This is a genomic window from Flagellimonas maritima (assembly GCF_003269425.1).
In the GTDB taxonomy this organism is placed as follows: domain Bacteria; phylum Bacteroidota; class Bacteroidia; order Flavobacteriales; family Flavobacteriaceae; genus Flagellimonas; species Flagellimonas maritima.
Genome location: NZ_CP030104.1, coordinates 476,972 through 498,071 on the forward strand (window position 1 = coordinate 476,972; position 21,100 = coordinate 498,071).

Sequence of the window (21,100 nt, forward strand, 5' to 3'; positions counted from 1 at the left end):
GGTCGTTTTTTATTTTTAACATCGGACTAATTCAAACACCCTTACATGAAATTATTCAACTTTTTGTTTTTTGTTATGCTAGGTTTCTTCCTAACTGCACAAGATGTTACCCTAGACTATTATTTACCGAGTAATGTTACATATGATACCAACATTCCAAAACCAGCGGATGTAATTGGTCATGAAGTTGGGGAATGGCATGTTACGCACGACAAACTTATGTTTTACATGCAGCAACTTGCCGCAGCGAGCAATAGGGTAATCATAGAAAACCGAGGGGAAACCTTCGAAGGTCGGCCTATACTTTTACTGACGATTACCACTCCTAAAAACCATCAGAATATTGAAAACATTAGGCAAGACCATATTGCGCTATCAGAAAGAAATGATGGTTTGGATACATCAAAAATGCCCATAGTCGTCTATCAGGGGTTTTCAATTCATGGAAATGAACCCAGTGGCTCCAATGCCGCTTTAGCCTATGCCTACTATCTCGCTGCCGCCCAAGGTCCTGAAATTGATGCTATGCTTGAGAATATGGTGATTCTTTTGGACCCGAGTTTTAATCCGGATGGATTACAGCGTTTTGCCTATTGGGCCAACGTAAACCGAAGCAAAAACCTAAACGCCGATAATAATGAACGGGAATACCATGAGGTCTGGCCTGGTGGACGTACAAACCATTATTGGTTTGATATGAACAGGGATTGGCTACCCGTACAATTACCTGAAAGCCGAGCAAGGATCGAAACTTTTCATAAATGGTTGCCCAATATCCTTACCGACCACCATGAAATGGGAACGAATTCAACTTTTTTCTTTCAGCCAGGGGAACCTTCAAGGGTAAATCCCCTTACCCCCAAGATCAATCAAGAATTGACTAAGGAAATAGGAACCTATCACGCAAAGGCATTGGATAAAATTGGTTCCCTTTACTATTCAGAAGAAAATTATGACGACTATTATTACGGAAAGGGTTCCACTTTTCCAGATGTGAACGGAAGCATCGGTATTCTTTTTGAACAGGGCAGCTCAAGAGGTCATATCCAAGAAAGTGAGAATGGCATCCTAACATTTCCATTTACAATTCGAAATCAATTTACCACTGCACTGTCCACTATAGAAGCAGCAAAAAATATGCGGTCTAAAATTTTGGACTATCAGCAAAAATTTTATAGCGATATGCGCGGTGAAGCTTCTGGAAGCAAAATCAAAGGAATAATTTTTGGAGATAGCAAAGATGCGGCCAAGACATGGCATTTGGCTGAAATTCTGAACAGGCATAAAATAAAGTTTCATGAGTTGGCTTCTGATGCTACCATCGATGGCAAAAAATTCAAAAAGGGATTTAGCTATATAGTTCCAATGAACCAGAAAAATCCAAGACTGATCAATACCATGTTCGAGAAAAGAACTACGTTTAAGGACAGTCTTTTTTATGATGTTTCGGCTTGGACTTTCCCATTATCCTTCAATGTGGATTATGCGAATTTGACCTCACTATCAAACGCAGGTCCCGAAATAACTGATTTTAAGCCGATTATGGGTAAAGTAGACAGGCAAAGTAGTTATGCTTATTTATTTGAATGGCATGAATACTATACTCCAAAGGCATTGAACAAAATTCTGGGGAAAGGACTGCGTGCAAAGACTGCGAAATCTCCTTTTTCTTTGGGAGACAAGCAATATGATTATGGTACAATAATGATTCCTGTACAAAATCAGGTATTGAAACCAAAGGAACTTTTTGAATTTTTGAACAAAGTAGCGGAAGATAGCAAGATAAAAATCGATGGAGTTTCTACGGGACTGACAGAGGGCATTGATCTAGGGAGCAATGACTTTGACCCTATAAAAAATCAGAAAGTGGCAATTTTGGTCGGTGATGGCATACGTTCGTACGATGCAGGTGAAATCTGGCACTTGTTCGACACTCGTTATGATATGAAAATCACAAAAATAGATACCCGCTATTTTAATACGGTCAATCTTGACCAATACACGGACATAATTATCCCAAGCGGATGGAGGGAAACAGTTCTGGACAAAAAAGGTGTCGAAAAAATTAAGCTGTGGGTCAAAAACGGCGGAACAGTAATCGGCTATAGAAATATGGCCAATTGGTTCAATAAACATGAATTACTATCAGTAGAAATGATGGAGGATACCTTGGTGGCCAAAAATATACCTTTTGATAAAAAGAGAAACTTTACGGGTGCCCAAGTTACAGGTGGAGCTATTTTTGAAGCAAAACTAGATCGTTCGCACCCAATTAATTTTGGTTACAAGAATGATAAACTGGCTTTGTTCAGAAACACGAATATTTATCTAAAACCAGAAGAAAACAGTTATGACAATCCTATCCAGTATACTGCCGACCCCCTTTTAAGTGGATATATCTCGGAGGAGAACAAGGAACTCATTAAAAATAGTGTGCCTTTCAAAGCGAAAAGAATGGGCAAGGGAAGAGTAATACTGTTCACGGACAATACTAACTTTAGGGCTTTTTGGTATGGAACCAATAAATTATTGATGAACGCTATTTTCTTTGGACAGATAATGTAATCAAAACTTCTATAAAATGCCTCGTACTCCAAGTAACATGTTGCCCCTGGGCACAAAAGCCCCATCTTTTAGTTTGATGGATACCGTAACGAACAAGTCTGTATCACTCCAAGAGCTAAAAGGTGATGTAGGAACGTTGATAATGTTTATTTGCAACCATTGTCCTTTTGTGATTCATATAAATCCAGAAATTTCTAGACTTGGAAAAGAGTATCAATCCAAGGGAATAGGTTTTGCAGCTATCTCCAGCAACGATGTGGAAAATTATCCCCAAGATGCACCACATTTGATGAAACAAAATGCCATTGATCAGGAATACACCTTCCCATACCTATACGACCAAACACAAGAAGTTGCCAAGGCTTACGATGCTGCTTGCACACCAGACTTTTATCTTTTTGATGCTGACCTTAAATTGGTCTACAGGGGGCAATTGGATGATTCAAGGCCTGGAAATGGGCTCCCCATTACCGGAGAGGATTTACGTAATGCTATAGAGTCGCTATTAAATGGGGAAACCATTAGTGAACATCAAAAACCAAGTATTGGCTGCAATATTAAATGGACCAATTCTTTTTAATCATATATTATGAAATTGGATTCTAAAGAAGCTCTAAAAAAGTTATCAAATCAAAATAGTCCGTTTTTAAACCTATTTGAGCATGGTACGTTGAGCGTAGAAATCTATAAGCCTGAGAAAGTGGATTTACAGCAACCCCATTCACGGGACGAAGTATATATAATTATTTCAGGAACGGGAGAATTTTTAAACGATGGTGAGCGTACCACTTTTAAACCTGGAGACTTTTTGTTTGTGCCGGCAGGGGTGGTGCATCGATTTGAAAACTTTACGGAAGACTTTTCTACTTGGGTTTTATTCTACGGTCCTGAAGGGGGTGAGCAAAATCAAAACGATAAATGAACATTGTTTTGGAACTTGTTTCTTCCACTACCATTAATGAATATATTTCTGTTGGCACTACATCTTATAATGAGCATTATCTACATCTATGGATACATGGAGATTCCTCTCCGTATATTGAAACGAGTTTTACTTCGCTGATAGTAAAAAACGAACTAGATGATGAAAATGTGGTTAATTTTTTGGTCAAGTTGGGTGGAACATCTGTTGGAATCGTCAAACTTATCCGAGATTGTCCTTTAGATGAATTTTCAAAGGATGAAGCACTACTGATACAAAAAATCTATCTATTGAAAATACACTCGGGGAAGGGCATAGGACAAAATGTATTGCAAAAAATAGAAGAATATGCTAAAACCATGGGAAAGCTCATAGTTTGGCTAGATACTATGCAGAAAGGAAAACCTTTAGATTTTTATATTAAAAATGGTTTTCAGATTAAGAAAAAAAGTGAGTTAGAGTTGCTGGGCGTCAAAATGTCTGAAAAAGCAATGTGGATTTTGACCAAGCAATTGTAAACTACCAACCCTCCTTGTCAATCAAATTTTTTATATGTGCAGAATGATGACTTCCGTGCCATGCGTAACGACCTACGTTTTCTTCTAAAGTTGTTTCTGTATTACCATCAGGGTGAATAAATTTTCGTTGTAGATTTTCCTTGGTCAATCCTTTCAAAAGATAGACCAGTTTTGCGTGTACCGCTTTTAGATGATCTAATGACATTTGGATAGGTGCAGATTTCGCATCGAATAATTCAGCCCATTCTTTTTCAAAATAGGGTTTTATGATAGGCTTATCCTCTGTTAAGGCCCATTTGAATCTTATGTAGCTATGATGATGACTATCAGAGATATGATGTATCAATTGCCTAACCGTCCACCCACCTGGTCGGTAGGGTGTTTCCAATTGACCGTCGGAAAGTGATGTTACCATAGCTGTCAATCTTTGGGGCAAATTTTCCAAAATGGTTATCCATTCCTCTAATTGCTTTTCGGTGATAGATTCAGGAATTATGTACTTTCCAATTGGGTAACGTAATTTTTCTAAAACATTCTCTTCCATATTTTAAAAATAAAACTTTATAGTTGACAACTTGAAAAAAGATGAAAAATATCATTTAAAACTTTAATAGACTTTTAACGGTAACAAAAATGCCAATAAATACAATCTACTAATTTTGTAGAGTAATTTATTTTTCAATCTTTAAAACTATTATTTATGGCATCAATCAGATTAGGTGATATTGCTCCGGATTTTACCGCTGAAACTTCACAAGGGGAACTTAATTTTTATGATTATCTAGGAGATGGATGGGGAATCCTTTTTTCCCATCCTGCGGATTTTACTCCTGTCTGTACCACAGAGTTGGGAACGGCCGCAAAATTTAAGGATGAGTTTGAAAAGCGCAACGTAAAAATGATGGCCTTAAGTGTAGATGGTGCCGAATCCCATGCGGAGTGGATAAAGGATATCAACGAAACCCAGAACACTATTGTAAATTTTCCAATTATAGCAGATGAGGACAGAAAAGTATCCGATATGTACGATATGATTCATCCAAATGCCAACGACACACTCACCGTCCGTTCGGTTTTTATTGTAGGACCTGATAAAAAGATAAAATTGATTTTAACGTATCCCGCTTCAACAGGCCGTAATTTTTATGAGTTATTGCGCGTAATCGATTCGCTTCAATTAACCGCAAACCACAAAGTTGCAACACCTGCCAATTGGAAACATGGAGAAAAAGTGGTAGTAAGTCCATCAATTTCAACTGAAGAAGCTAAGGAGATTTTTTCCGGTGGCGTTGAGGAAGTAAAGCCATATCTACGTTTAACACCCGACCCCACTACTTAGAGAATTTTAAAAAAAAGTAAAAAATCTTTGTTTCCAGCAAATTAAGTGTACCTTTGCAGCTCAAATTAATTATTAGTTTTTATTATGAGTAAAGGAACAGTAAAATTCTTCAATGATTCAAAGGGCTACGGCTTTATTACTGAAGAAGGTTCAAACACAGATCACTTCGTACACGTTTCAGGCTTAATTGACGAAATTAGAGAAGGTGATGCTGTAGAATTCGAACTACAGCAAGGTAAAAAAGGATTGAACGCCGTAAATGTACAAGTTATAGATTAAGGTAACAGCACACTTTTTTATAGAAATAGACCCAAGCTTTTGCTTGGGTTTTTTTATGCTATTTTGTTTAACCAAAAACGCAACCTATCGATTTTTTATCATCTAAAGCTTAAACAAACTAAACCTACCGCAACCATTAATATAGATGATACCATGAATACTTTTTTTGCAATCCTTTCAGTTTTGCTAATCATTAATTTAGTGCTGCTCTTATTGAGCATAAATAGTTCGAAAAAATAAACATTGCCGAACCCAACCAATTATTGTACAATATAGTAGGGTATTTTAGCGTTCGATTGTTATTGTACTAAGAAGATATACTAAATAGAGAATCTAAATAACAATACAGGATGAGTACTTTTTTTACAGTTTTACTTTTATTGCTTGCCCTTAATATTAGTTTGTTATTGGTAAGTTTGAAAAAATCCAAATAAAAACAGCTCCCAAAATTTTGGGAGCTTTTTTGTTTTAGGATGATTTTTCCTTATTTGACATTCATCAACTCCACATCAAATATCAAAGTTGCATCTGGCGGAATAACTCCTCCTGCACCCGCACTTCCATAGGCTAATTGCGATGGAATTACAAAACGGGCCTTATCACCAACATTTAATAATCCAATGCCTTCATCCCATCCAGGGATTACTTGACCTACGCCTAAAGTAAAATCTATAGGTTGGTTTCTGCTGTATGAGGAATCGAATACTTGCCCATTTGGCAAACTACCTTCGTAATGCACAGAAACAGTTTTTCCTTTCTCCGCTTTGGTACCATTACCTTGCTGGATCATTTTATAACGAAGACCAGAATCGGTTTTATCAAAGCCTGCAGCCAATTTTTCCATTTCAGTATCAGCTTGTGCCTTCTGTTCTGCCATTCGTTTTTCCCTGGCTCCTTCAAAAGTTCTAAAAGCCTCAATAGCATTCCAGTTCTTTGCCTCTGCTCCTTTTCTAATAATTTCAAGCTTCTCAATTTTATCTTCTTGGGAAATAGCATCAACCACTTCTTGACCTTCTTCAACATGCCCAAACACAGTGTGCTTATTATCCAACCAAGGTGTTGCAACATGTGTGATAAAAAATTGGCTGCCATTTGTTCCGGGGCCTGCATTGGCCATTGAAAGTACCCCCGGTCCCTCATGGGTTAGTTCAGGATGAAATTCATCATCGAATTTATATCCAGGATCACCTGTTCCCGTTCCCTGTGGACAACCACCTTGAATCATAAAATCTGGAATTACACGATGAAACTTAAGTCCATCGTAATATGGTTTTCCTTGTGCTTTAGCACTGTTTTCCATATTCCCTTCGGCCAAAGCAACAAAGTTGCCTACCGTACCTGGAGTTTTTTCGTGGGTTAGTTTTACTAGAATTTCTCCTTTTGTTGTATTGAATTTTGCGTAGATTCCGTCTTGCATTACTATAAAATTGTGTTGTTGGGCCAACTGTTTTTCAGTAGCTCGTTGAAGTCGGCAAAGGTACGGGTTTTAAGATTTACTATTTACTGATAAAATGTTACTTTTCCCTTAAGAACAGTAATATTGGTGAATGTGAAACAGCTAATTTGCTGCAATAATTTTAGCCTTTTATTTTTTTGGATTGGATGGTGCCGTATTTATCCATTAAATAAACAAGACTTGCCATAGTAGCTGCGCCCAATTCCAATTCACGTTTATTTACGTGTTCAAAGGTATCATTCTCCGCATGATGGTGATCAAAATAACGTTGTGAATCTGGTCTTAACCCAGCTAAGACCAATTCATCGGTTTTTAAGGGTCCTATATCCGCTCCACTTCCACCTTTAATGAACATGTGTATTAAGTAAGGCTCAAACAGTTTTTTCCAACCCAAAACCTGATTAAAATTTTCATCGGTACAATCAAAGGAAAAGCCTCTAGGAGTAAATCCACCAGCATCACTTTCCAAGGCAAAAACATGATTCTCATTCTTACTTTTGGCAACTTCTGCATATTTATTGCCACCTCTAAGGCCATTTTCTTCATTCATGAACAAAACTACCCGCAATGTACGCTTTGGTTTGTACCCGTTTGCTTTTATTAGTCTAAGGACATCCATACTTTGAACCACTCCCGCACCATCATCATGGGAGCCATCGCCCAAATCCCAAGAATCCAAATGGCCACCGACCAACATAATCTCATTGGGATATGTGGAGCCCTTAATCTCGCCGATTACGTTATAGGACTGTACATCATTAAACTGTTTGCAGTTTTGTTTAAAGTAGAATTTAATTTCTGGATTCAAAGTAAGGGTTGTGCTCAACAATTCAGCTCCTTTTGTACTTATTGCAGCAGCAGGGATTCGACTTGAAACGGGAGTATCGCCATAACTCATGGAACCTGTATGCGGATAATTGTCCAAGCGCAAGTTCATGGAACGGACAATGACCCCAGAGGCGCCGTACTTTCCTGCTTCAGCTGCACCGGAATATCTTTGGTCCACACAGCCTGAATAAGCGGAAAAGGTACTTATTTGTGTAGGATCCATAGGACGGTTATAAAAAACAATTTTGCCGGCGATTTTTTCTTTGCCCAACTTTTCTAAGTCCTCAATTCCCTGTACTTCAATAATATTAGCTTTCAACCCTCCTTCTGGAGTTGCAACAGAACCACCAAGTGCACAGATGGGAACATTTGTCGTAAGGCCTGGTTTTGTCTCGATATACGCAAACTCTGGCGTTCCCCGCACCCATTTTGGTACCATTACGGGTTGTAGCCAAACTCTATCCAATCCTAGAGAGTCCAATTGTCCTTTTGTATAATCCACAGCCTGTTGCGCCTGTACCGATCCTGAGAGACGACCTCCAATTTGGTTTGAAAGGTGGTTCAGCCAATCATATGCTTTCCCGTTGGTCAATGAAAGGTCATAAATTGCCCTAATCTGTTTCTCATCATCAGATTGTGAAAAAAATGGGGTGCTTACCAACAAAATGGTCGCTAACAAAAGTGTTCTCATTCGATTTCTTTTTCCAATTCTTGCTTAAAGCTATCTAAATTAACTCTTATTTTTTCTTCCAGCTCAGGTTCTTGCACATCTTTATACTTTTTTAATTCTTGCAACAAAATAGATGCAACAATTACTCTGGCGGCTTTTTTATTATCTGCGGGAACAATAAACCAAGGAGCATTCGGTTTAGATGTTCTATTGATGGCCTCTTCATAACATTCCTTATACTCTTCCCAAAGCTTTCGTTCTTTTAAATCACCAGGAGAAAATTTCCAGTTTTTTTCTTTTAATCTCAATCTTCGCAACAAACGTTGTCGTTGTTCTTCTTTGGAAAGGTTAAGAAAAAATTTGAAGATCAATGTTCCATTTTCGGAAATATGTTTTTCAAAATCATTGATTTGGCGATAACGGTTCTCCCAAAATGATGCATCAACATCGGATAGCGATTCAACTCCTGGAATATTTTCGCCTAAAATATATTCAGGATGAACTTTGGTTACCAAGACATTCTCATAATGGGTTCTATTAAAAATACCGAACTTACCGCGAGCGGGCAATGCAATGTAGTGCCTCCAAAGATAATCGTGCTCTAATTCCAACTCTGTTGGCACTTTAAAACTATGTACCACCACCCCCCTTACATTAAAATCCTTAAAAACCTCCCGCACAAGACTATCCTTACCAGATGTATCCATACCCTGTAGGCATATAAGAACGCTGTATTTTCCATGTGCATAAAGTATATTCTGAAATTTGCCCAATTCTTTCCTTATATCTTTAAGCTCCTTCTTTAATTCGTCTTCGGTAGCACCTAAATCTTCATAAGTACTATATTCTGAAAGTTTGATGCCACTTTTAACTTGATAAGAATCTATACCCACTTTTTTCATAAGACTGAATATAGCCTTTTTTAATAACTACTTCAACTCATAAAATCACCATTTCACCGATACTTTGTGCTTCTCATAGTTTTGAAGCGTTTTTCATCGATTTTTTTGTATTCCAACCCTATTCTTGAATTATCTTAGAGAGAATAACAGACACGCAAAGTCCCAAATCTAGCGTTATGAAAACAAAAAAGATTATTCTTTTAATAGTCTTCCTATTAGGTATTCTCATCCTTTTATTAACGAGTTCCTTTAAAAATCGGAATGCATGCGAATATGCAACTTCCAATTTGGAATATATTAAAAGTCAGATGAAGGCAGCTATTGTAGCCAGTGATTTTGAACTTGCCAAATATTACAGCTACAAAGCTCTAAACGGTATTGAAAAGACCAAACTCAATTTTTTGGATTGTGGATGTGAAGGTGCTATTGAAAGTTTAGAAAAATCACTGTCCTACCTCAAAAATGCAGTAAAGGCCGATTCTTTTGAGTCTTCAAAGGGTTTGTTGCACCAAGCACTGGAAAATACCGTAACAGGCCTTAAGGTTTTAAGAATATTTGAATTGGAATTTTCAAGCGATTATGGCAATGACCTGCTTATTCTCAACACCAAAGATGCATTGGAACATCAAGATGGGAGTTTATTGCCCAAAGGAAAACACCTAAAGGAAAAAGTACACAATTGTCTTTTGGGATTTGAAACTTCTTTGGAAAAAGTGGTCAATGAAATAGAGCATGATGAAGCTTCTCAATTTGTTGCCAACATACATGAAGAAGCCGAGCTTATGTTATTGGACACAGAACTCTCCGAACCTAAAAAACAATATTACCAACGCATTAAGACTATAACCCAAGGGGCGCTTGAGAGGCTAGCTAAGAAAACCAGTCATTGATTTGATTATTTACTGGCAAAATGTTTAACGTCTTCTTCGGAGACCTCTTTGCCCCCCAGAATAATCAATCGTTCCACAACGTTACGAAGTTCACGTACGTTACCGGTCCAGTCATACCCTTTTAGTAATTCTATAGCTTTTTTGGAGAAATCCTTCGGTGATGTTCCCTGTTCTGATGTGATTTTTTCCGAAAAAAAGTCAATTAGCATGGGGATATCATTTCTACGGTCATTTAAAGCGGGTACTTTTATTAGAATAACAGCTAAGCGATGGTAAAGATCTTCTCTAAATTTACCTTCATCAATCTCCTTTTTAAGGTCTTTATTGGTTGCTGCCAAAACTCTTACATCTACTTTGATATCCTTGTCAGTACCTACCCGTGATATCTTGTTTTCTTGCAATGCCCTAAGCACTTTGGCCTGCGCCGATAAGCTCATATCACCTATCTCGTCCAAAAAAATAGTTCCTTTATTAGCAGCTTCAAACTTACCTGCCCTATCTTTTACCGCTGAAGTAAATGCTCCTTTTACATGTCCAAAAAGTTCACTTTCTATCAGTTCAGATGGAATTGCAGCGCAGTTCACTTCTATAAAAGGTGCTGCAGAACGAGGACTTTTCTCGTGCAACCAATGTGCTACCAATTCTTTCCCTGTTCCATTGGGTCCAGTTATCAAAACTCTTGCATCTGTAGGTGCGACCTTATCGATCATATCTTTTATAACCTTGATTTCGGAACTCTCTCCGATCATTTCATAATTCTTGGAAACCTTCTTTTTCAGGATTTTATTTTCCACTACCAACTCCTTTCGGTCCAGCGCATTCCGGACCGTAGTCAACAATCGATTTAGATCTGGTGGTTTTGAGATGTAGTCAAATGCTCCCAAACGCATTGTATTTACTGCGGTATCCAAATCGCCATGACCGGAAATCATGATGAACGGAATCTCTGGTTTTATTTTCTTTGCAGCTTCCAAAACCTCAACGCCGTCTATTTTTGGCATTTTTATATCGCACAGGACCAAATCAAAATCTTCCCTTTTAATGGCCTCTATTCCTCTTAACCCATCTTCTGCTTCGTGCACATTGTACGAATCGCTTTCTTCTCCCAAAATTTTCACCAAGACCCTTCGTATGGCCGATTCATCTTCTATTACAAGTATTTTTGACATCGTACTTTACTATTTAAAAAATTCCAATTTTGAATCCTGTCCTAATATAGAGATTTGATTCATCATTCAATAAAAAAACATCATCCCTACCATTATTTCTTAACTTGCCATCTTGTTCAAATGAACGCCCCATTAAGGCATAAAGAGACATTCTCTTAGATATATTATATTGATATCCCAATGCTCCCACCAATGCTGATAACGTAATTCTAGAGCCTATTTGACCACTTGGCAGAATGATATCATTTTGTAGGTTGATAAAATATCCGTCCAGCAATAGTGTAGTCTCCAATGTGTGCTTCTTTGTAATATGATATTTAAAATTTGAACGCGGAATACCCAATGTATAGGACCAATTTGGATGGAATCTTCTATAATAACTTATTATGGGAAGGGGTACGGGCAGACCAGCGGTGCTATTGTATGAAAGCCCCAAAATGATTCGAAAAGGTTTATCCGCCTTTGAATTCTCTTTCCATAAAGTTGCCGTGGCATTCATAAAAAAATCTTCTGTCATGACCCCGTCTATAAAGTTGGAAGCAAGTCTTGGGGTGAGTATAGTGATCAGGTTCCAATTATCGTTCCATTTTGTAATGAAGCCTAAATTGAGGTCAACCACATGGAACCGGTTGAGTTCACTTCTATCAAAAGGGAGGTCCCGGGAGTAACCAATATCCAATTTATTATATTCCAGACCTGTTATTAAATAATCCTTTTTTTCGTTCAATTTTATGGGAAGGTTGAATAGAACTCTATACCGTTGTGTTTTTATTCCTGTATCATTTTCAGGTATGTTCAGATATTCCAATCTAAAAATATCCGTGCTTTGGCTCAACATTGTCTTAGGGAACAATAGAACCAAGACTACAAGAGAAGTCAAGATTTTAATATGGTATCTAGGAGTTTTTATTTTTTTAGAGGTTTTTGCGGTATTAAATGAACATCTCTTTGCGGGAAAGGTATGCTTACGTTATTTTCCTTGAATCTGTTATTTATTTTATAACGCATGGCACTTTTGATTTTTGGGTCGCCAAAACTATCGTTAATAAAAAAGTGAAGAGAAAATAGTAAGGCAGAATCTCCAAAATCATCAAAAAGAACAAAGGGTTTTGGGTTTTTTAATACCTGTTTTTGTTCAGTAGCCACCTCTTCCAAAATTTGGGTAACAAGGTCAACATCACTACCATAGGCAACACCAACATTTATGTTCTCCCTGGTTGTTCTGTGGTTTTGGGTGTAATTATAAACAATATCACTGATGAATTTATGATTTGGAATGATAATAACCTTATCATCGCGTGTCAGTGCCCTTGTTGTTCGCAACTTTATTTCAAAAATTTTTCCGACTTTTCCATCAACTTCAACAATATCGGCTACTTGCAAGGATTTATCAATAATAATGAATATACCGCCCAAAATATCTTGAAACAGCTCTTGGAGGGCCAATCCCAATCCAACAAAAAGTACTGCGGAAGCTGTTATGACAAGTGTAATATCAATCCCCGCCGCACTTAAGGTCAACAGAACGACCAGTAAATAGATAACATAGTTGATAAATTTGAAGACACTGGCAAATTTTTGCTTATCCTCCTGCTCCATTTTTCTGGTAAAAAAATGTCTAAGCCATTTCAGAGCAAATTTGGTGACAATAAACGCAAGGGTAACGAGCAACAACAATCCAACCGTTAGGTGAATGGATTGCTCTCCTTCTCCAATATGAAACCCAAGGTTTAAAAAATCCTTGACGGTCCCCCAGATATCTTCCTTTATTATTTCTTTTATTTCGTTGGTCTCTTCCTGCATTTCAACTTAATACCTTAACCATTTTATCAGTTCCTTATATGTTGGTTTTTTCCCATACATCAAAATCCCGACTTTATAGATTTTGGCAGCCAAAGACACAATTCCCAAAAATGTGACAATGAGCAACCCTATTGACAACAGTAATTGCCACAAAGGTACTCCTCCTTCTCCAATACCCCCCGGTAGTCGCATTAACATTACTATGGGGGAAGTTAAAGGGAATAATGAGAAGCCCACGGCAATAGGTCCATTGGGATTACTGAATACCGAAAAAAAGCCTACATAAATAGCTAGCATTAATGGTAATATAATAGGAAAAATAAATTGTTGGGTATCAGTCTCGTTATCTACGGCGGCCCCGATAGCTGCATAGATAGAACTGTAAATCAAATATCCTAAAATAAAATATATAAGAAAGCTGCCTATTAAAAGTGCCCACGGAATATTCATGATCTCATTGACATAAAGTAAAGTTTCATTATCCATCGTACTGGAAAATTGAGACATTCCATTTATGGTGCTAGGAGCAATTGCTGTATCGGTTGCCAAAGCCCGTAAATCGATTTCTAAAAATAGAACGACCAAAAACAATAGAAATGAAGCCGAAATCATCCAAATTGTAAATTGGGTGATTCCCGCTAAGGACGTCCCTATTATTTTGCCCAACATTAGCTGAAAAGGCTTTACCGAAGATATAATTACTTCAATAATCCTGCTCGTTTTTTCCTCAATGACACTGCGCATCACAAAACCACCGTATATGATAATGAACATCATAATGGCATATCCAAATCCTCCCCCAATAAATGCCTTTATTTCGTTTATTCCCTTTATGCTCTTTTCCCCGTTAAATGTTGCCAAGTTGATTTCAAACTCTTCCTCTATATCCAAAAATTGTTGTGTTGATACACCTAAGCTCCCAAGTCTCTTAAGTCTTAACTGCTTTTGAAAAATTTGCTCCAAACGTTGGGTAACGTTGGCGTTGGGATTGTCTTTGGTGTAGAGATAAGTTGTTTGCGAAACTTCTTCCAGATTTGAACCATTGGGAAGGTGCAGCAATCCAAAATAGCCCAATGAAATTGTGGAATCCTTGGCTTCTTCCAACGAAATGTCCTTGAAGCGAACGTATGAGATACTGTCATCGGTTTCAAATTCGTTTTTAAAGAATTCGCTTTCATTGAGAATGGAAATTATTCGTTTTTCCCCATCGTTGATTTTGGTGAGATAAGCTATCAATACGATCATCCCTACAAGCAAAATGGGGCTCAAGATGGTCATGATGATGAACGATTTGTTCCTAACCTTTGCCAGATACTCACGTTTTATAATCAATATGAGCTTACCCATTGCTTTCCTTATTGTTCACAGTTTCGATAAATATATCATTGGCTGATGGAATTGTTTCTTCAAAACGTCTGACATTTGCATGTTTTGATAGTTCCGTCAACACTTCGGCAGTGTTGTTTGATGGGAGTTGAATTTTAAAATTCAGTTGCTTTTCTGAAGCATCAAAATCTGAAGAGAGTATTTGAAATTTATCCTCCAACATCCCAATAACACCTTCCGCGTTTTTTTCCAATTCCAATCTTATATTAAAAATATTGTTCTTGTACGCTTTCTTTATTTCTGAAAGTTTACCATCCAGGATTTTTTCAGATTTATGAATTAACGCTATATGTTCGCATAACTCCTCTACAGACTCCATTCTGTGCGTAGAAAATATAATCGAAGTCCCCTTTTCCTTAAGTTGAAGGATTTCGTCTTTTATGATATTGGCATTAATTGGGTCGAACCCGCTAAATGGTTCATCAAAAATCAATAATTTAGGTTCGTGAAGTACCGTAACAATAAATTGAATCTTTTGAGCCATGCCCTTGGAGAGTTCTTGAACTTTCTTGTTCCACCAATCCCCAATGTTCAAACGATCAAACCAAAACTTTAAACGTTTTTTGGCATCGTTTTTAGAAAGTCCTTTTAGTTGGGCAAGATATAATGCCTGTTCACCGACCCTCATGCTTTTATAGAGTCCCCGTTCTTCTGGCAGATATCCAATTAGGGAAATGTGCTCTGGCCGTAAGTGTTCGCCATCAAACAAGACCTCTCCGGTATCTTGATAGGTTATTTGATTAACAATTCTTATAAAAGTAGTTTTCCCTGCACCATTTGGTCCCAAAAGCCCGTAGATACAGTTTTTTGGTATTTCCAGTGATATGTTGCTCAAGGCTTTGTAGCTTCCATAAAATTTGGAAACATTTTTGGCAACAAGGATATGATCCATCTAAACAATTTTTTCAAAGATATGTATTTGGGTGATAATAGGAATGTATTCAAAAAACAAAACCCACCCTTAAAATAAGATTTAAGGATGGGAAAAAAATTGCTATGAAAAAGAAAATTAGATATTGGTTTCCCAACATCAGTTTCAAATATACGTTTTTTATTTAAACAGAAAACTAATATTCGTTAGGAGAACATATCTTTAACTTTTTCGAAAAACGACTTATCCGATTTTTCTGGTTTCGGTATAAAGTTCTCATCATTTTGCATACGCTCAAAAAAATCCTTTTGCTCTCTATTCAATTCTTTGGGGGTCCAAACATTTACATGTACCAATAAGTCTCCGCTACCGTAACCGTTTAAACTGGAAATTCCTTTACCGCGCAGGCGTAATATTTTACCGGACTGAATTCCTGGTTCCAATTTTATACGAACTTTTCCCGTTACGGCATCTATCTCCTTTGAACTACCCAAAACAGCCTCTGAAAAACTGATGTAGAGGTCATAATGTAAATTATCGCCCTCTCTTTTCAGGGTTTCATGTTCAATAGTTTCGATGGCGACCAATAAATCCCCGGGAATTCCATCGCCAGGTGCTCCGTTACCTTTGCCAGAAACTTTTAACTGCATACCTTCTTCCACCCCTGGCGGAATTTTTATGGAAACTGTTTCCTCCTCAACCTTTAGACCTTGGGCATCTGCCCCGCTTGGTCTATTATCTATGGTTTGTCCTGCCCCACCACAAGTGGTACAGGTTGTTGCAGTCTGCATTCTGCCCAGGATTGTATTGGTGATTTTGGTCATCTGACCACTTCCATTACAGGTCGGGCATGTTTTATAGGTGACTCCAGCTGCTTGCACTTTTCTTCGGACCTTTACTTTTTTCTCAACACCGTTCGCCACCTCTTCAAGCGTCAATTTCACCCTTATACGGAGATTGCTTCCTTTTACCCTTCTTTGTCCGCCTCCGCCAAATCCACCAAATCCACTAAATCCACCACCACCGAAAGCGCTACCAAATATATCGCCGAACTGACTGAAAATGTCATCCATGTTCATGCCGCCGCCGCCAAATCCGTTGCCGCCCTCAAAAGCGGCGTGACCGAATTGGTCATATTTGGCTCGTTTGTCCGGGTCGCTCAATACCTCATAGGCCTCAGCAGCTTTTTTAAACATTTCTTCAGCTTTGGCATCACCCGGATTTTTATCAGGATGAAACTCTATTGCTTTCTTTCTGTAAGCTTTTTTGATTTCGGCTGCTGATGCACCTTTGGAAACACCCAGTATGTCGTAAAAATCCTCCTTCATATATTTTTAGTTGCCAACTACCACTTTTGGGTGTCGTATGATTCGGTCGCCTAGTTTGAAACCCTTTTCGACCACATCTATTATTTTTCCTTTCATTTTTTTATTTGGCGCAGGAATTTGAGTAATGGCTTCATGCACTTCGGCATCAAAAACATCACCTTCTTCAACCTCAACTTGCTCAAGTCCTTTTCCTTTAAGGGTTTCCTTGAATTTGTTGCTGATGAGTTCTACTCCCTTAAATAATTCCTTATCCTCAGATTTCGAAATTTCTTTCAATGCCCTGTCAAAATCATCCATTACTGGCAATAAAGAAACAATTACTTCTTGCCCAGCGGTTTTGAACAGATCGATTCTCTCTTTTGAAGTTCTTTTTTTGAAATTTTCAAATTCGGCAAAAAGCCTAAGGAACTTATCCTTTTCCTTTCCCAAATCCTCGCGCAACTTATCTTCTACGGAAATTTCACTTTCCTCCATTACGCTTTCCGGGTCTCTATGCTCATCGTTCAGTTCAGGACTTTCAATGGTTTGGGAATCGTTTAATTCTGTTTCCATCTCCTCAACCTTACTTTTCTTGCTCATATAACTATATTTTAATCTTTTTTTGAAAGGGCAAAAGTACTGCCAATTGTCTAAAAATGTCAAAATGTCACAACTAAACATAAAAAAATCCGCCAAAAGGCGGATGATATTTCAAGAAAAACACAGCTTCTTAAACAAACTCTTTTTTTAAGTTTTTTGTATTGGGACTATCGATTTTCTCTTTTTCTGCATGATATAAATCTTCAAGTGCAGAACAAACATTCGGAAAATGAAAAACAAAACCTTCCTTTTCTATGCGCTTGCTACTAACCCTTTGGCTGGCATACAATAGATAGGACATGTCTCCCAAAAGAAGTTGCATTGCAAATCTGGGTACGTTGGGCAATATCAGTGGTTTTCCAAGTACTTTAGCCAGTTCTTTTGTCATTTTGGTATTGGTCACGGGATTGGGGGCAACTGCATTGAATGTTCCCTTTAAACCGTGTTCTAATGCAAAAACGAATATTTGGGCCAAATCTTCAATATGTATCCATGATTGCCATTGATCACCACTTCCAAAAGCAGCACCAACGTAATTTTTAATGGGCATCGCCATTTTTGGCAAGGCACCGCCATTTTTGGAAAGAACAACACCGATTCTAATTTTAGCTATATCAAAGTCGAATGCATTTAATGTATTTATCTTGTGCTCCCATTCATTTACCACTTCGCCCAAAAAGCTATCATCTACAGCGGTCTCATTTTCATCATAGTAGGAAGATAATGAGTCTGGATAAATTCCAATGGCAGATGCGGAAACAAAAGATTTAATATGAGAGAAATCGATTTTTTCAAGGCCGTTATATAAAGTGTCGACACTATTTATTCGACTATAAAGTATCTTCTTCTTGTAAGCTTTGGTCCATCGTTTAGAAATACTTGCACCTGCAAGATTTATTATTGCTGAAACATCCTCAAAACATGTAATATCTATTTTGTCTTGGGCAGGGTTCCAATAAAAACCTTTATAATTTTCAGATAAAACTATCTTCTCCTTGCTCGTAGTTAAATAATTAACGGAAATACCTTTAGCATGCAACACTTTTGTAATAGCATTTCCGACTAAACCCGTAGCTCCAGTAATCAAAACTTTCATGTATCAGTTTTAAAACAAAGTTAGGTTTTTTAAAGTGCTGTTTTTGAGACATTAATTAAGGTTTAACATAAATGTTTAAACTTTACTTGAATTTAATCAAGCGATACTCGGCAAATTGATAATCCATTTACAAAAATCAAGGTTTAATTGCCCTTAGCATTTCCCTTTTGCCAGGTGGGCCGGGCAAGCGCTCAACTACAAAACCAACTTGTTGCAAAGCCCTTCTGACACTACCTTTTGCGGAATAGGTTACTAAAACCCCTTTTGTCTTCAGTGCATTATACATTTTTAAAAAAAGTGTTTCGGTCCACAGTTCTGGCTGCACACGTGCACCAAAAGCATCGTAGTATATAAGGTTGAACAAATTGGAGCTGTTTATTGCTTTAAAATCTTTTTTCTGCTTCTCCAACCGAAAATGTTCGGTAATATTTATTTTTTTGTCCCAAGGTGAACGATGCAATTTTTCAAAAGATGCTCTATAGTTTTGAGCCCCTAAGGCTTCGATATAATTTAAGGCCATAGCCTCTTCAAAATCAACAGGGAAAGCCTCTACTCCTGTGTAATTCACCCGCAGATTCTGTGAAGTACTTTCCAAAAGAGTTATAAATGCATTTAGACCTGTACCAAAGCCTACTTCAAGTATTTCTAGATCTGTATCTTTAAACAAACGGAGTCCATGTGCTATAAAGACGTAATATGCTTCTTGTACCGCACCATGTTTTGAATGGTATTGTTCGTTCCATTCTTCAATTTGAATGGTTTTGGACCCATCGGCAGTGGTAATAATATTTCGCTTCAAGATTATTCCTTCATTAAAACTCCTGAAGCTTCAAAACGATAGGTTCTTTTAGGTACCGTAATTTTTTCAACTTCTTCTTTTGATTTTCCTGCGTCTTCGGCATAGTGTCTTTGTTCATCCACAGAGACTTCCTCCAGAAAAGCAAGTCCATTGAGAAAAACCTGATTATTTTCGGAATCGGTAGGCACAAAAAATCCGTAGTCCTTAAATTTTACGAAAACCTGTTCTCCAGTTTCAAGATCGACCTTCATCCAACAGCCTTTGGATTTACAAACCTCGGACACCGTTCCTGATAGTTGCGCAGCAATGCTGTCATTTACAGCAATATTTTTAAATACTGTTTTATCTACAGAGGAGCCTGCCTCTAGCTCAAAGGATGCTCCATAAGCTTGGAAATCGCTATTTTGACCATAAGTTGTTATCTGGAACAGTAAGAATATGACAGGTAAAATGTTAAATACTTTCATAATCGAAAAAAATAAATATTTAGTCTGCTAATTACAGGATTTAAAGGTAATAAAACATTAGAAATTTCAGATAATTAGCTAATTTTAGCTGTTAAATTTCTTTGGATATGGAAACAATGACAAACGCTATAACAATCGAAAAATCGAAAACTTCTAAAATCCATGATGTTGATTTTGAGAATCTTTCTTTTGGAAGTACCTACACGGACCATATGCTTGTCTGTGATTATGTTGATGGTGCATGGCAAACGCCAAAAATTATTCCATATCAACCCATAACCTTAGAACCTTCCGCAAAAATTTTCCACTACGGGCAATCCATTTTTGAGGGAATGAAAGCTTATAAGGATGAAGCTGGCAAAGCTTGGCTGTTTAGACCTTTGGAAAACCACAAACGTTTGAATAAATCTGCTGAACGCTTGGCAATACCTGAACTCCCCGAGTCTTTTTTTATAGAAGGCCTTACGACCTTGCTCCAACTAGAGAAGGATTGGATTCCTGAAACACCTGGAAGTTCCTTATATATTAGACCTTTTATATTGGCTTCTGGAACTGGATTTCATGCCTCACCGGCAGACGCATACAAGTTTATAATAGCCTGTGCGCCTTCCGGCTCCTATTTTTCAGGAAAGGTAAGGGTATTGATAGAAGAAAAATATTCCCGCTCTGCGAACGGCGGTGTCGGATATGCCAAAGCGGGCGGAAATTATGCAGGTCAGTTTTATCCAACGCAACTGGCTATTGAAAAGGGGTACAATCAAGTCATTTGGACGGATGACAACAATCATGAATATATTGAGGAAGCCGGTGCCATGAATATTTTTGCCCGTATCAATGACACCTTGATCACTGGACCTACAAGTGATCGCATCTTGGATGGCATAACCCGTAAAAGTATATTGGAAATTGCCAAAGACGAAGGAATAGATACCGAAGTGCGAAATATTACGGTCAACGAAGTAGTGCAAGCTGCGAAAGATGGAACGCTAAAAGAAATGTTCGGTGCGGGTACCGCAGCGGTCATATCCCCTATAGCTGGCTTTGGATATAAAGGGGTTGATTATGACCTGCCTGAATTATCCGAAAGTTATGCAACACGACTCAAAAAAAGAATTACGGATATCCAGTACAATCGCGCTGAAGATAAGTTTGGATGGCGCTATGAGGTATAAAAAAGGTTGAAGAGGCAGTCCAAAAAGCTATATTTTAAATTTACTGTAATCTCGAGCGGAG

22 protein-coding genes are annotated in these 21,100 nt (G+C 37.8%); 8 read left to right on the forward strand and 14 right to left on the reverse strand.

Annotated elements, in window-relative coordinates; genetic code table 11:
• Window positions 1–45: 45 nt before the first annotated feature.
• The 4 genes from HME9304_RS02110 to HME9304_RS02125 are packed head-to-tail and all read left to right on the forward strand — an operon-like array spanning window position 46 to window position 4,005.
• On the forward strand, window positions 46–2,565 hold the full coding sequence (locus tag HME9304_RS02110; RefSeq protein ID WP_112377019.1) for a M14 family zinc carboxypeptidase: 2,520 nt from the start codon (window positions 46–48) through the stop codon (window positions 2,563–2,565).
• A 16-nt stretch (window positions 2,566–2,581) separates the two neighbouring features.
• Window positions 2,582–3,145: a thioredoxin family protein gene (locus tag HME9304_RS02115; protein ID WP_112377020.1), complete on the forward strand. Its 564-nt coding sequence runs from the start codon at window positions 2,582–2,584 to the stop codon at window positions 3,143–3,145.
• A 9-nt stretch (window positions 3,146–3,154) separates the two neighbouring features.
• Complete coding sequence (locus HME9304_RS02120; RefSeq protein WP_112377021.1) at window positions 3,155–3,487, forward strand: cupin domain-containing protein; 333 nt, start codon at window positions 3,155–3,157, stop codon at window positions 3,485–3,487.
• The gene (locus HME9304_RS02125) at window positions 3,484–4,005 is read left to right on the forward strand and encodes a GNAT family N-acetyltransferase (protein ID WP_112377022.1); all 522 of its coding nucleotides are present in this window, start codon (window positions 3,484–3,486) and stop codon (window positions 4,003–4,005) included. The genes HME9304_RS02120 and HME9304_RS02125 overlap by 4 nt, the downstream gene beginning before the upstream one ends.
• Before the next feature lies 1 nt (window position 4,006).
• On the opposite strand, the gene HME9304_RS02130 is transcribed toward HME9304_RS02125, so the two are convergent.
• Complete coding sequence (locus HME9304_RS02130; RefSeq protein WP_112377023.1) at window positions 4,007–4,549, reverse strand: YfiT family bacillithiol transferase; 543 nt, start codon at window positions 4,547–4,549, stop codon at window positions 4,007–4,009.
• Between the two features lie 156 nt (window positions 4,550–4,705).
• Here HME9304_RS02130 and HME9304_RS02135 point away from each other — a divergent pair, with 156 nt between their 5' ends.
• Both HME9304_RS02135 and HME9304_RS02140 read left to right on the forward strand, forming a co-directional pair.
• Window positions 4,706–5,344 (forward strand): peroxiredoxin, encoded by a 639-nt coding sequence (locus HME9304_RS02135; RefSeq protein ID WP_112377024.1) that lies wholly within the window; start codon window positions 4,706–4,708, stop codon window positions 5,342–5,344.
• 84 nt (window positions 5,345–5,428) lie between these two features.
• A complete protein-coding gene (locus HME9304_RS02140) occupies window positions 5,429–5,623 on the forward strand; it encodes a cold-shock protein (RefSeq protein WP_055397609.1) in 195 nt (64 codons plus the stop codon).
• A 484-nt stretch (window positions 5,624–6,107) separates the two neighbouring features.
• Here the strand turns inward: HME9304_RS02140 and HME9304_RS02145 are convergent, their stop codons facing one another.
• The 3 genes from HME9304_RS02145 to HME9304_RS02155 form a co-directional block, all read right to left on the reverse strand.
• A complete protein-coding gene (locus tag HME9304_RS02145) occupies window positions 6,108–7,040 on the reverse strand; it encodes a peptidylprolyl isomerase (protein ID WP_112377025.1) in 933 nt (310 codons plus the stop codon).
• Window positions 7,041–7,200: 160 nt separating this feature from the next.
• Window positions 7,201–8,598 (reverse strand): M20/M25/M40 family metallo-hydrolase, encoded by a 1,398-nt coding sequence (locus HME9304_RS02150; RefSeq protein WP_112377026.1) that lies wholly within the window; start codon window positions 8,596–8,598, stop codon window positions 7,201–7,203.
• A complete protein-coding gene (locus HME9304_RS02155; protein WP_112377027.1) occupies window positions 8,595–9,479 on the reverse strand; it encodes a PPK2 family polyphosphate kinase in 885 nt (294 codons plus the stop codon). The genes HME9304_RS02150 and HME9304_RS02155 overlap by 4 nt, the downstream gene beginning before the upstream one ends.
• Window positions 9,480–9,655: 176 nt before the next feature.
• Between HME9304_RS02155 and HME9304_RS02160 the strand changes: the two genes are divergently transcribed.
• Window positions 9,656–10,369, forward strand: coding sequence for a hypothetical protein (locus HME9304_RS02160; protein ID WP_123877313.1), 714 nt, complete (start codon window positions 9,656–9,658; stop codon window positions 10,367–10,369).
• Window positions 10,370–10,374: 5 nt separating this feature from the next.
• Here the strand turns inward: HME9304_RS02160 and HME9304_RS02165 are convergent, their stop codons facing one another.
• The 10 genes from HME9304_RS02165 to HME9304_RS02210 form a co-directional block, all read right to left on the reverse strand.
• Window positions 10,375–11,538, reverse strand: a complete 1,164-nt coding sequence (locus HME9304_RS02165) for a sigma-54-dependent transcriptional regulator (protein ID WP_112377029.1) — start codon at window positions 11,536–11,538, stop codon at window positions 10,375–10,377.
• 13 nt (window positions 11,539–11,551) lie between these two features.
• Complete coding sequence (locus tag HME9304_RS02170; protein ID WP_239023374.1) at window positions 11,552–12,418, reverse strand: DUF6268 family outer membrane beta-barrel protein; 867 nt, start codon at window positions 12,416–12,418, stop codon at window positions 11,552–11,554.
• Between the two features lie 26 nt (window positions 12,419–12,444).
• Complete coding sequence (locus HME9304_RS02175) at window positions 12,445–13,341, reverse strand: mechanosensitive ion channel family protein (protein WP_112377031.1); 897 nt, start codon at window positions 13,339–13,341, stop codon at window positions 12,445–12,447.
• A 6-nt stretch (window positions 13,342–13,347) separates the two neighbouring features.
• Window positions 13,348–14,688 (reverse strand): ABC transporter permease, encoded by a 1,341-nt coding sequence (locus HME9304_RS02180; protein WP_112377032.1) that lies wholly within the window; start codon window positions 14,686–14,688, stop codon window positions 13,348–13,350.
• Window positions 14,681–15,619, reverse strand: coding sequence for an ABC transporter ATP-binding protein (locus tag HME9304_RS02185; protein WP_112377033.1), 939 nt, complete (start codon window positions 15,617–15,619; stop codon window positions 14,681–14,683). Before HME9304_RS02185 ends, HME9304_RS02180 begins: the two co-directional genes overlap by 8 nt.
• 185 nt (window positions 15,620–15,804) lie before the next feature.
• Window positions 15,805–16,926 (reverse strand): molecular chaperone DnaJ, encoded by a 1,122-nt coding sequence (gene dnaJ / locus HME9304_RS02190; protein ID WP_112377034.1) that lies wholly within the window; start codon window positions 16,924–16,926, stop codon window positions 15,805–15,807.
• Window positions 16,927–16,932: 6 nt separating this feature from the next.
• On the reverse strand, window positions 16,933–17,505 hold the full coding sequence (locus HME9304_RS02195; RefSeq protein WP_112377035.1) for a nucleotide exchange factor GrpE: 573 nt from the start codon (window positions 17,503–17,505) through the stop codon (window positions 16,933–16,935).
• A gap of 130 nt (window positions 17,506–17,635) precedes the next feature.
• The gene (locus tag HME9304_RS02200; RefSeq protein ID WP_112377036.1) at window positions 17,636–18,601 is read right to left on the reverse strand and encodes a TIGR01777 family oxidoreductase; all 966 of its coding nucleotides are present in this window, start codon (window positions 18,599–18,601) and stop codon (window positions 17,636–17,638) included.
• 136 nt (window positions 18,602–18,737) lie between these two features.
• Window positions 18,738–19,400: a tRNA (5-methylaminomethyl-2-thiouridine)(34)-methyltransferase MnmC2 gene (mnmC2, locus tag HME9304_RS02205; RefSeq protein ID WP_112377037.1), complete on the reverse strand. Its 663-nt coding sequence runs from the start codon at window positions 19,398–19,400 to the stop codon at window positions 18,738–18,740.
• Between the two features lie 2 nt (window positions 19,401–19,402).
• Window positions 19,403–19,867, reverse strand: coding sequence for a DUF4920 domain-containing protein (locus tag HME9304_RS02210; RefSeq protein WP_112377038.1), 465 nt, complete (start codon window positions 19,865–19,867; stop codon window positions 19,403–19,405).
• 107 nt (window positions 19,868–19,974) lie between these two features.
• Between HME9304_RS02210 and HME9304_RS02215 the strand changes: the two genes are divergently transcribed.
• A complete protein-coding gene (locus HME9304_RS02215; protein ID WP_206170484.1) occupies window positions 19,975–21,039 on the forward strand; it encodes a branched-chain amino acid aminotransferase in 1,065 nt (354 codons plus the stop codon).
• Window positions 21,040–21,100: the final 61 nt, after the last annotated feature.

Excerpts from the sequence above, each read along its gene's own strand:
- HME9304_RS02180 (WP_112377032.1), bottom strand. The coding sequence starts at position 14,688 with ATGGGTAAGCTCATATTGATTATAAAACGTGAGTATCTGGCAAAGGTT.
- dnaJ (WP_112377034.1), bottom strand. The coding sequence starts at position 16,926 with ATGAAGGAGGATTTTTACGACATACTGGGTGTTTCCAAAGGTGCATCA.
- HME9304_RS02215 (WP_206170484.1), top strand. The coding sequence starts at position 19,975 with ATGGAAACAATGACAAACGCTATAACAATCGAAAAATCGAAAACTTCT.
- HME9304_RS02145 (WP_112377025.1), bottom strand. The coding sequence starts at position 7,040 with ATGCAAGACGGAATCTACGCAAAATTCAATACAACAAAAGGAGAAATT.
- HME9304_RS02115 (WP_112377020.1), top strand. The coding sequence starts at position 2,582 with ATGCCTCGTACTCCAAGTAACATGTTGCCCCTGGGCACAAAAGCCCCA.
- HME9304_RS02185 (WP_112377033.1), bottom strand. The coding sequence starts at position 15,619 with ATGGATCATATCCTTGTTGCCAAAAATGTTTCCAAATTTTATGGAAGC.
- HME9304_RS02155 (WP_112377027.1), bottom strand. The coding sequence starts at position 9,479 with ATGAAAAAAGTGGGTATAGATTCTTATCAAGTTAAAAGTGGCATCAAA.
- HME9304_RS02150 (WP_112377026.1), bottom strand. The coding sequence starts at position 8,598 with ATGAGAACACTTTTGTTAGCGACCATTTTGTTGGTAAGCACCCCATTT.
- HME9304_RS02125 (WP_112377022.1), top strand. The coding sequence starts at position 3,484 with ATGAACATTGTTTTGGAACTTGTTTCTTCCACTACCATTAATGAATAT.
- HME9304_RS02135 (WP_112377024.1), top strand. The coding sequence starts at position 4,706 with ATGGCATCAATCAGATTAGGTGATATTGCTCCGGATTTTACCGCTGAA.
- HME9304_RS02210 (WP_112377038.1), bottom strand. The coding sequence starts at position 19,867 with ATGAAAGTATTTAACATTTTACCTGTCATATTCTTACTGTTCCAGATA.
- HME9304_RS02175 (WP_112377031.1), bottom strand. The coding sequence starts at position 13,341 with ATGCAGGAAGAGACCAACGAAATAAAAGAAATAATAAAGGAAGATATC.
- HME9304_RS02165 (WP_112377029.1), bottom strand. The coding sequence starts at position 11,538 with ATGTCAAAAATACTTGTAATAGAAGATGAATCGGCCATACGAAGGGTC.
- HME9304_RS02140 (WP_055397609.1), top strand. The coding sequence starts at position 5,429 with ATGAGTAAAGGAACAGTAAAATTCTTCAATGATTCAAAGGGCTACGGC.
- HME9304_RS02120 (WP_112377021.1), top strand. The coding sequence starts at position 3,155 with ATGAAATTGGATTCTAAAGAAGCTCTAAAAAAGTTATCAAATCAAAAT.
- HME9304_RS02195 (WP_112377035.1), bottom strand. The coding sequence starts at position 17,505 with ATGAGCAAGAAAAGTAAGGTTGAGGAGATGGAAACAGAATTAAACGAT.
- HME9304_RS02130 (WP_112377023.1), bottom strand. The coding sequence starts at position 4,549 with ATGGAAGAGAATGTTTTAGAAAAATTACGTTACCCAATTGGAAAGTAC.
- HME9304_RS02160 (WP_123877313.1), top strand. The coding sequence starts at position 9,656 with ATGAAAACAAAAAAGATTATTCTTTTAATAGTCTTCCTATTAGGTATT.
- HME9304_RS02110 (WP_112377019.1), top strand. The coding sequence starts at position 46 with ATGAAATTATTCAACTTTTTGTTTTTTGTTATGCTAGGTTTCTTCCTA.
- HME9304_RS02200 (WP_112377036.1), bottom strand. The coding sequence starts at position 18,601 with ATGAAAGTTTTGATTACTGGAGCTACGGGTTTAGTCGGAAATGCTATT.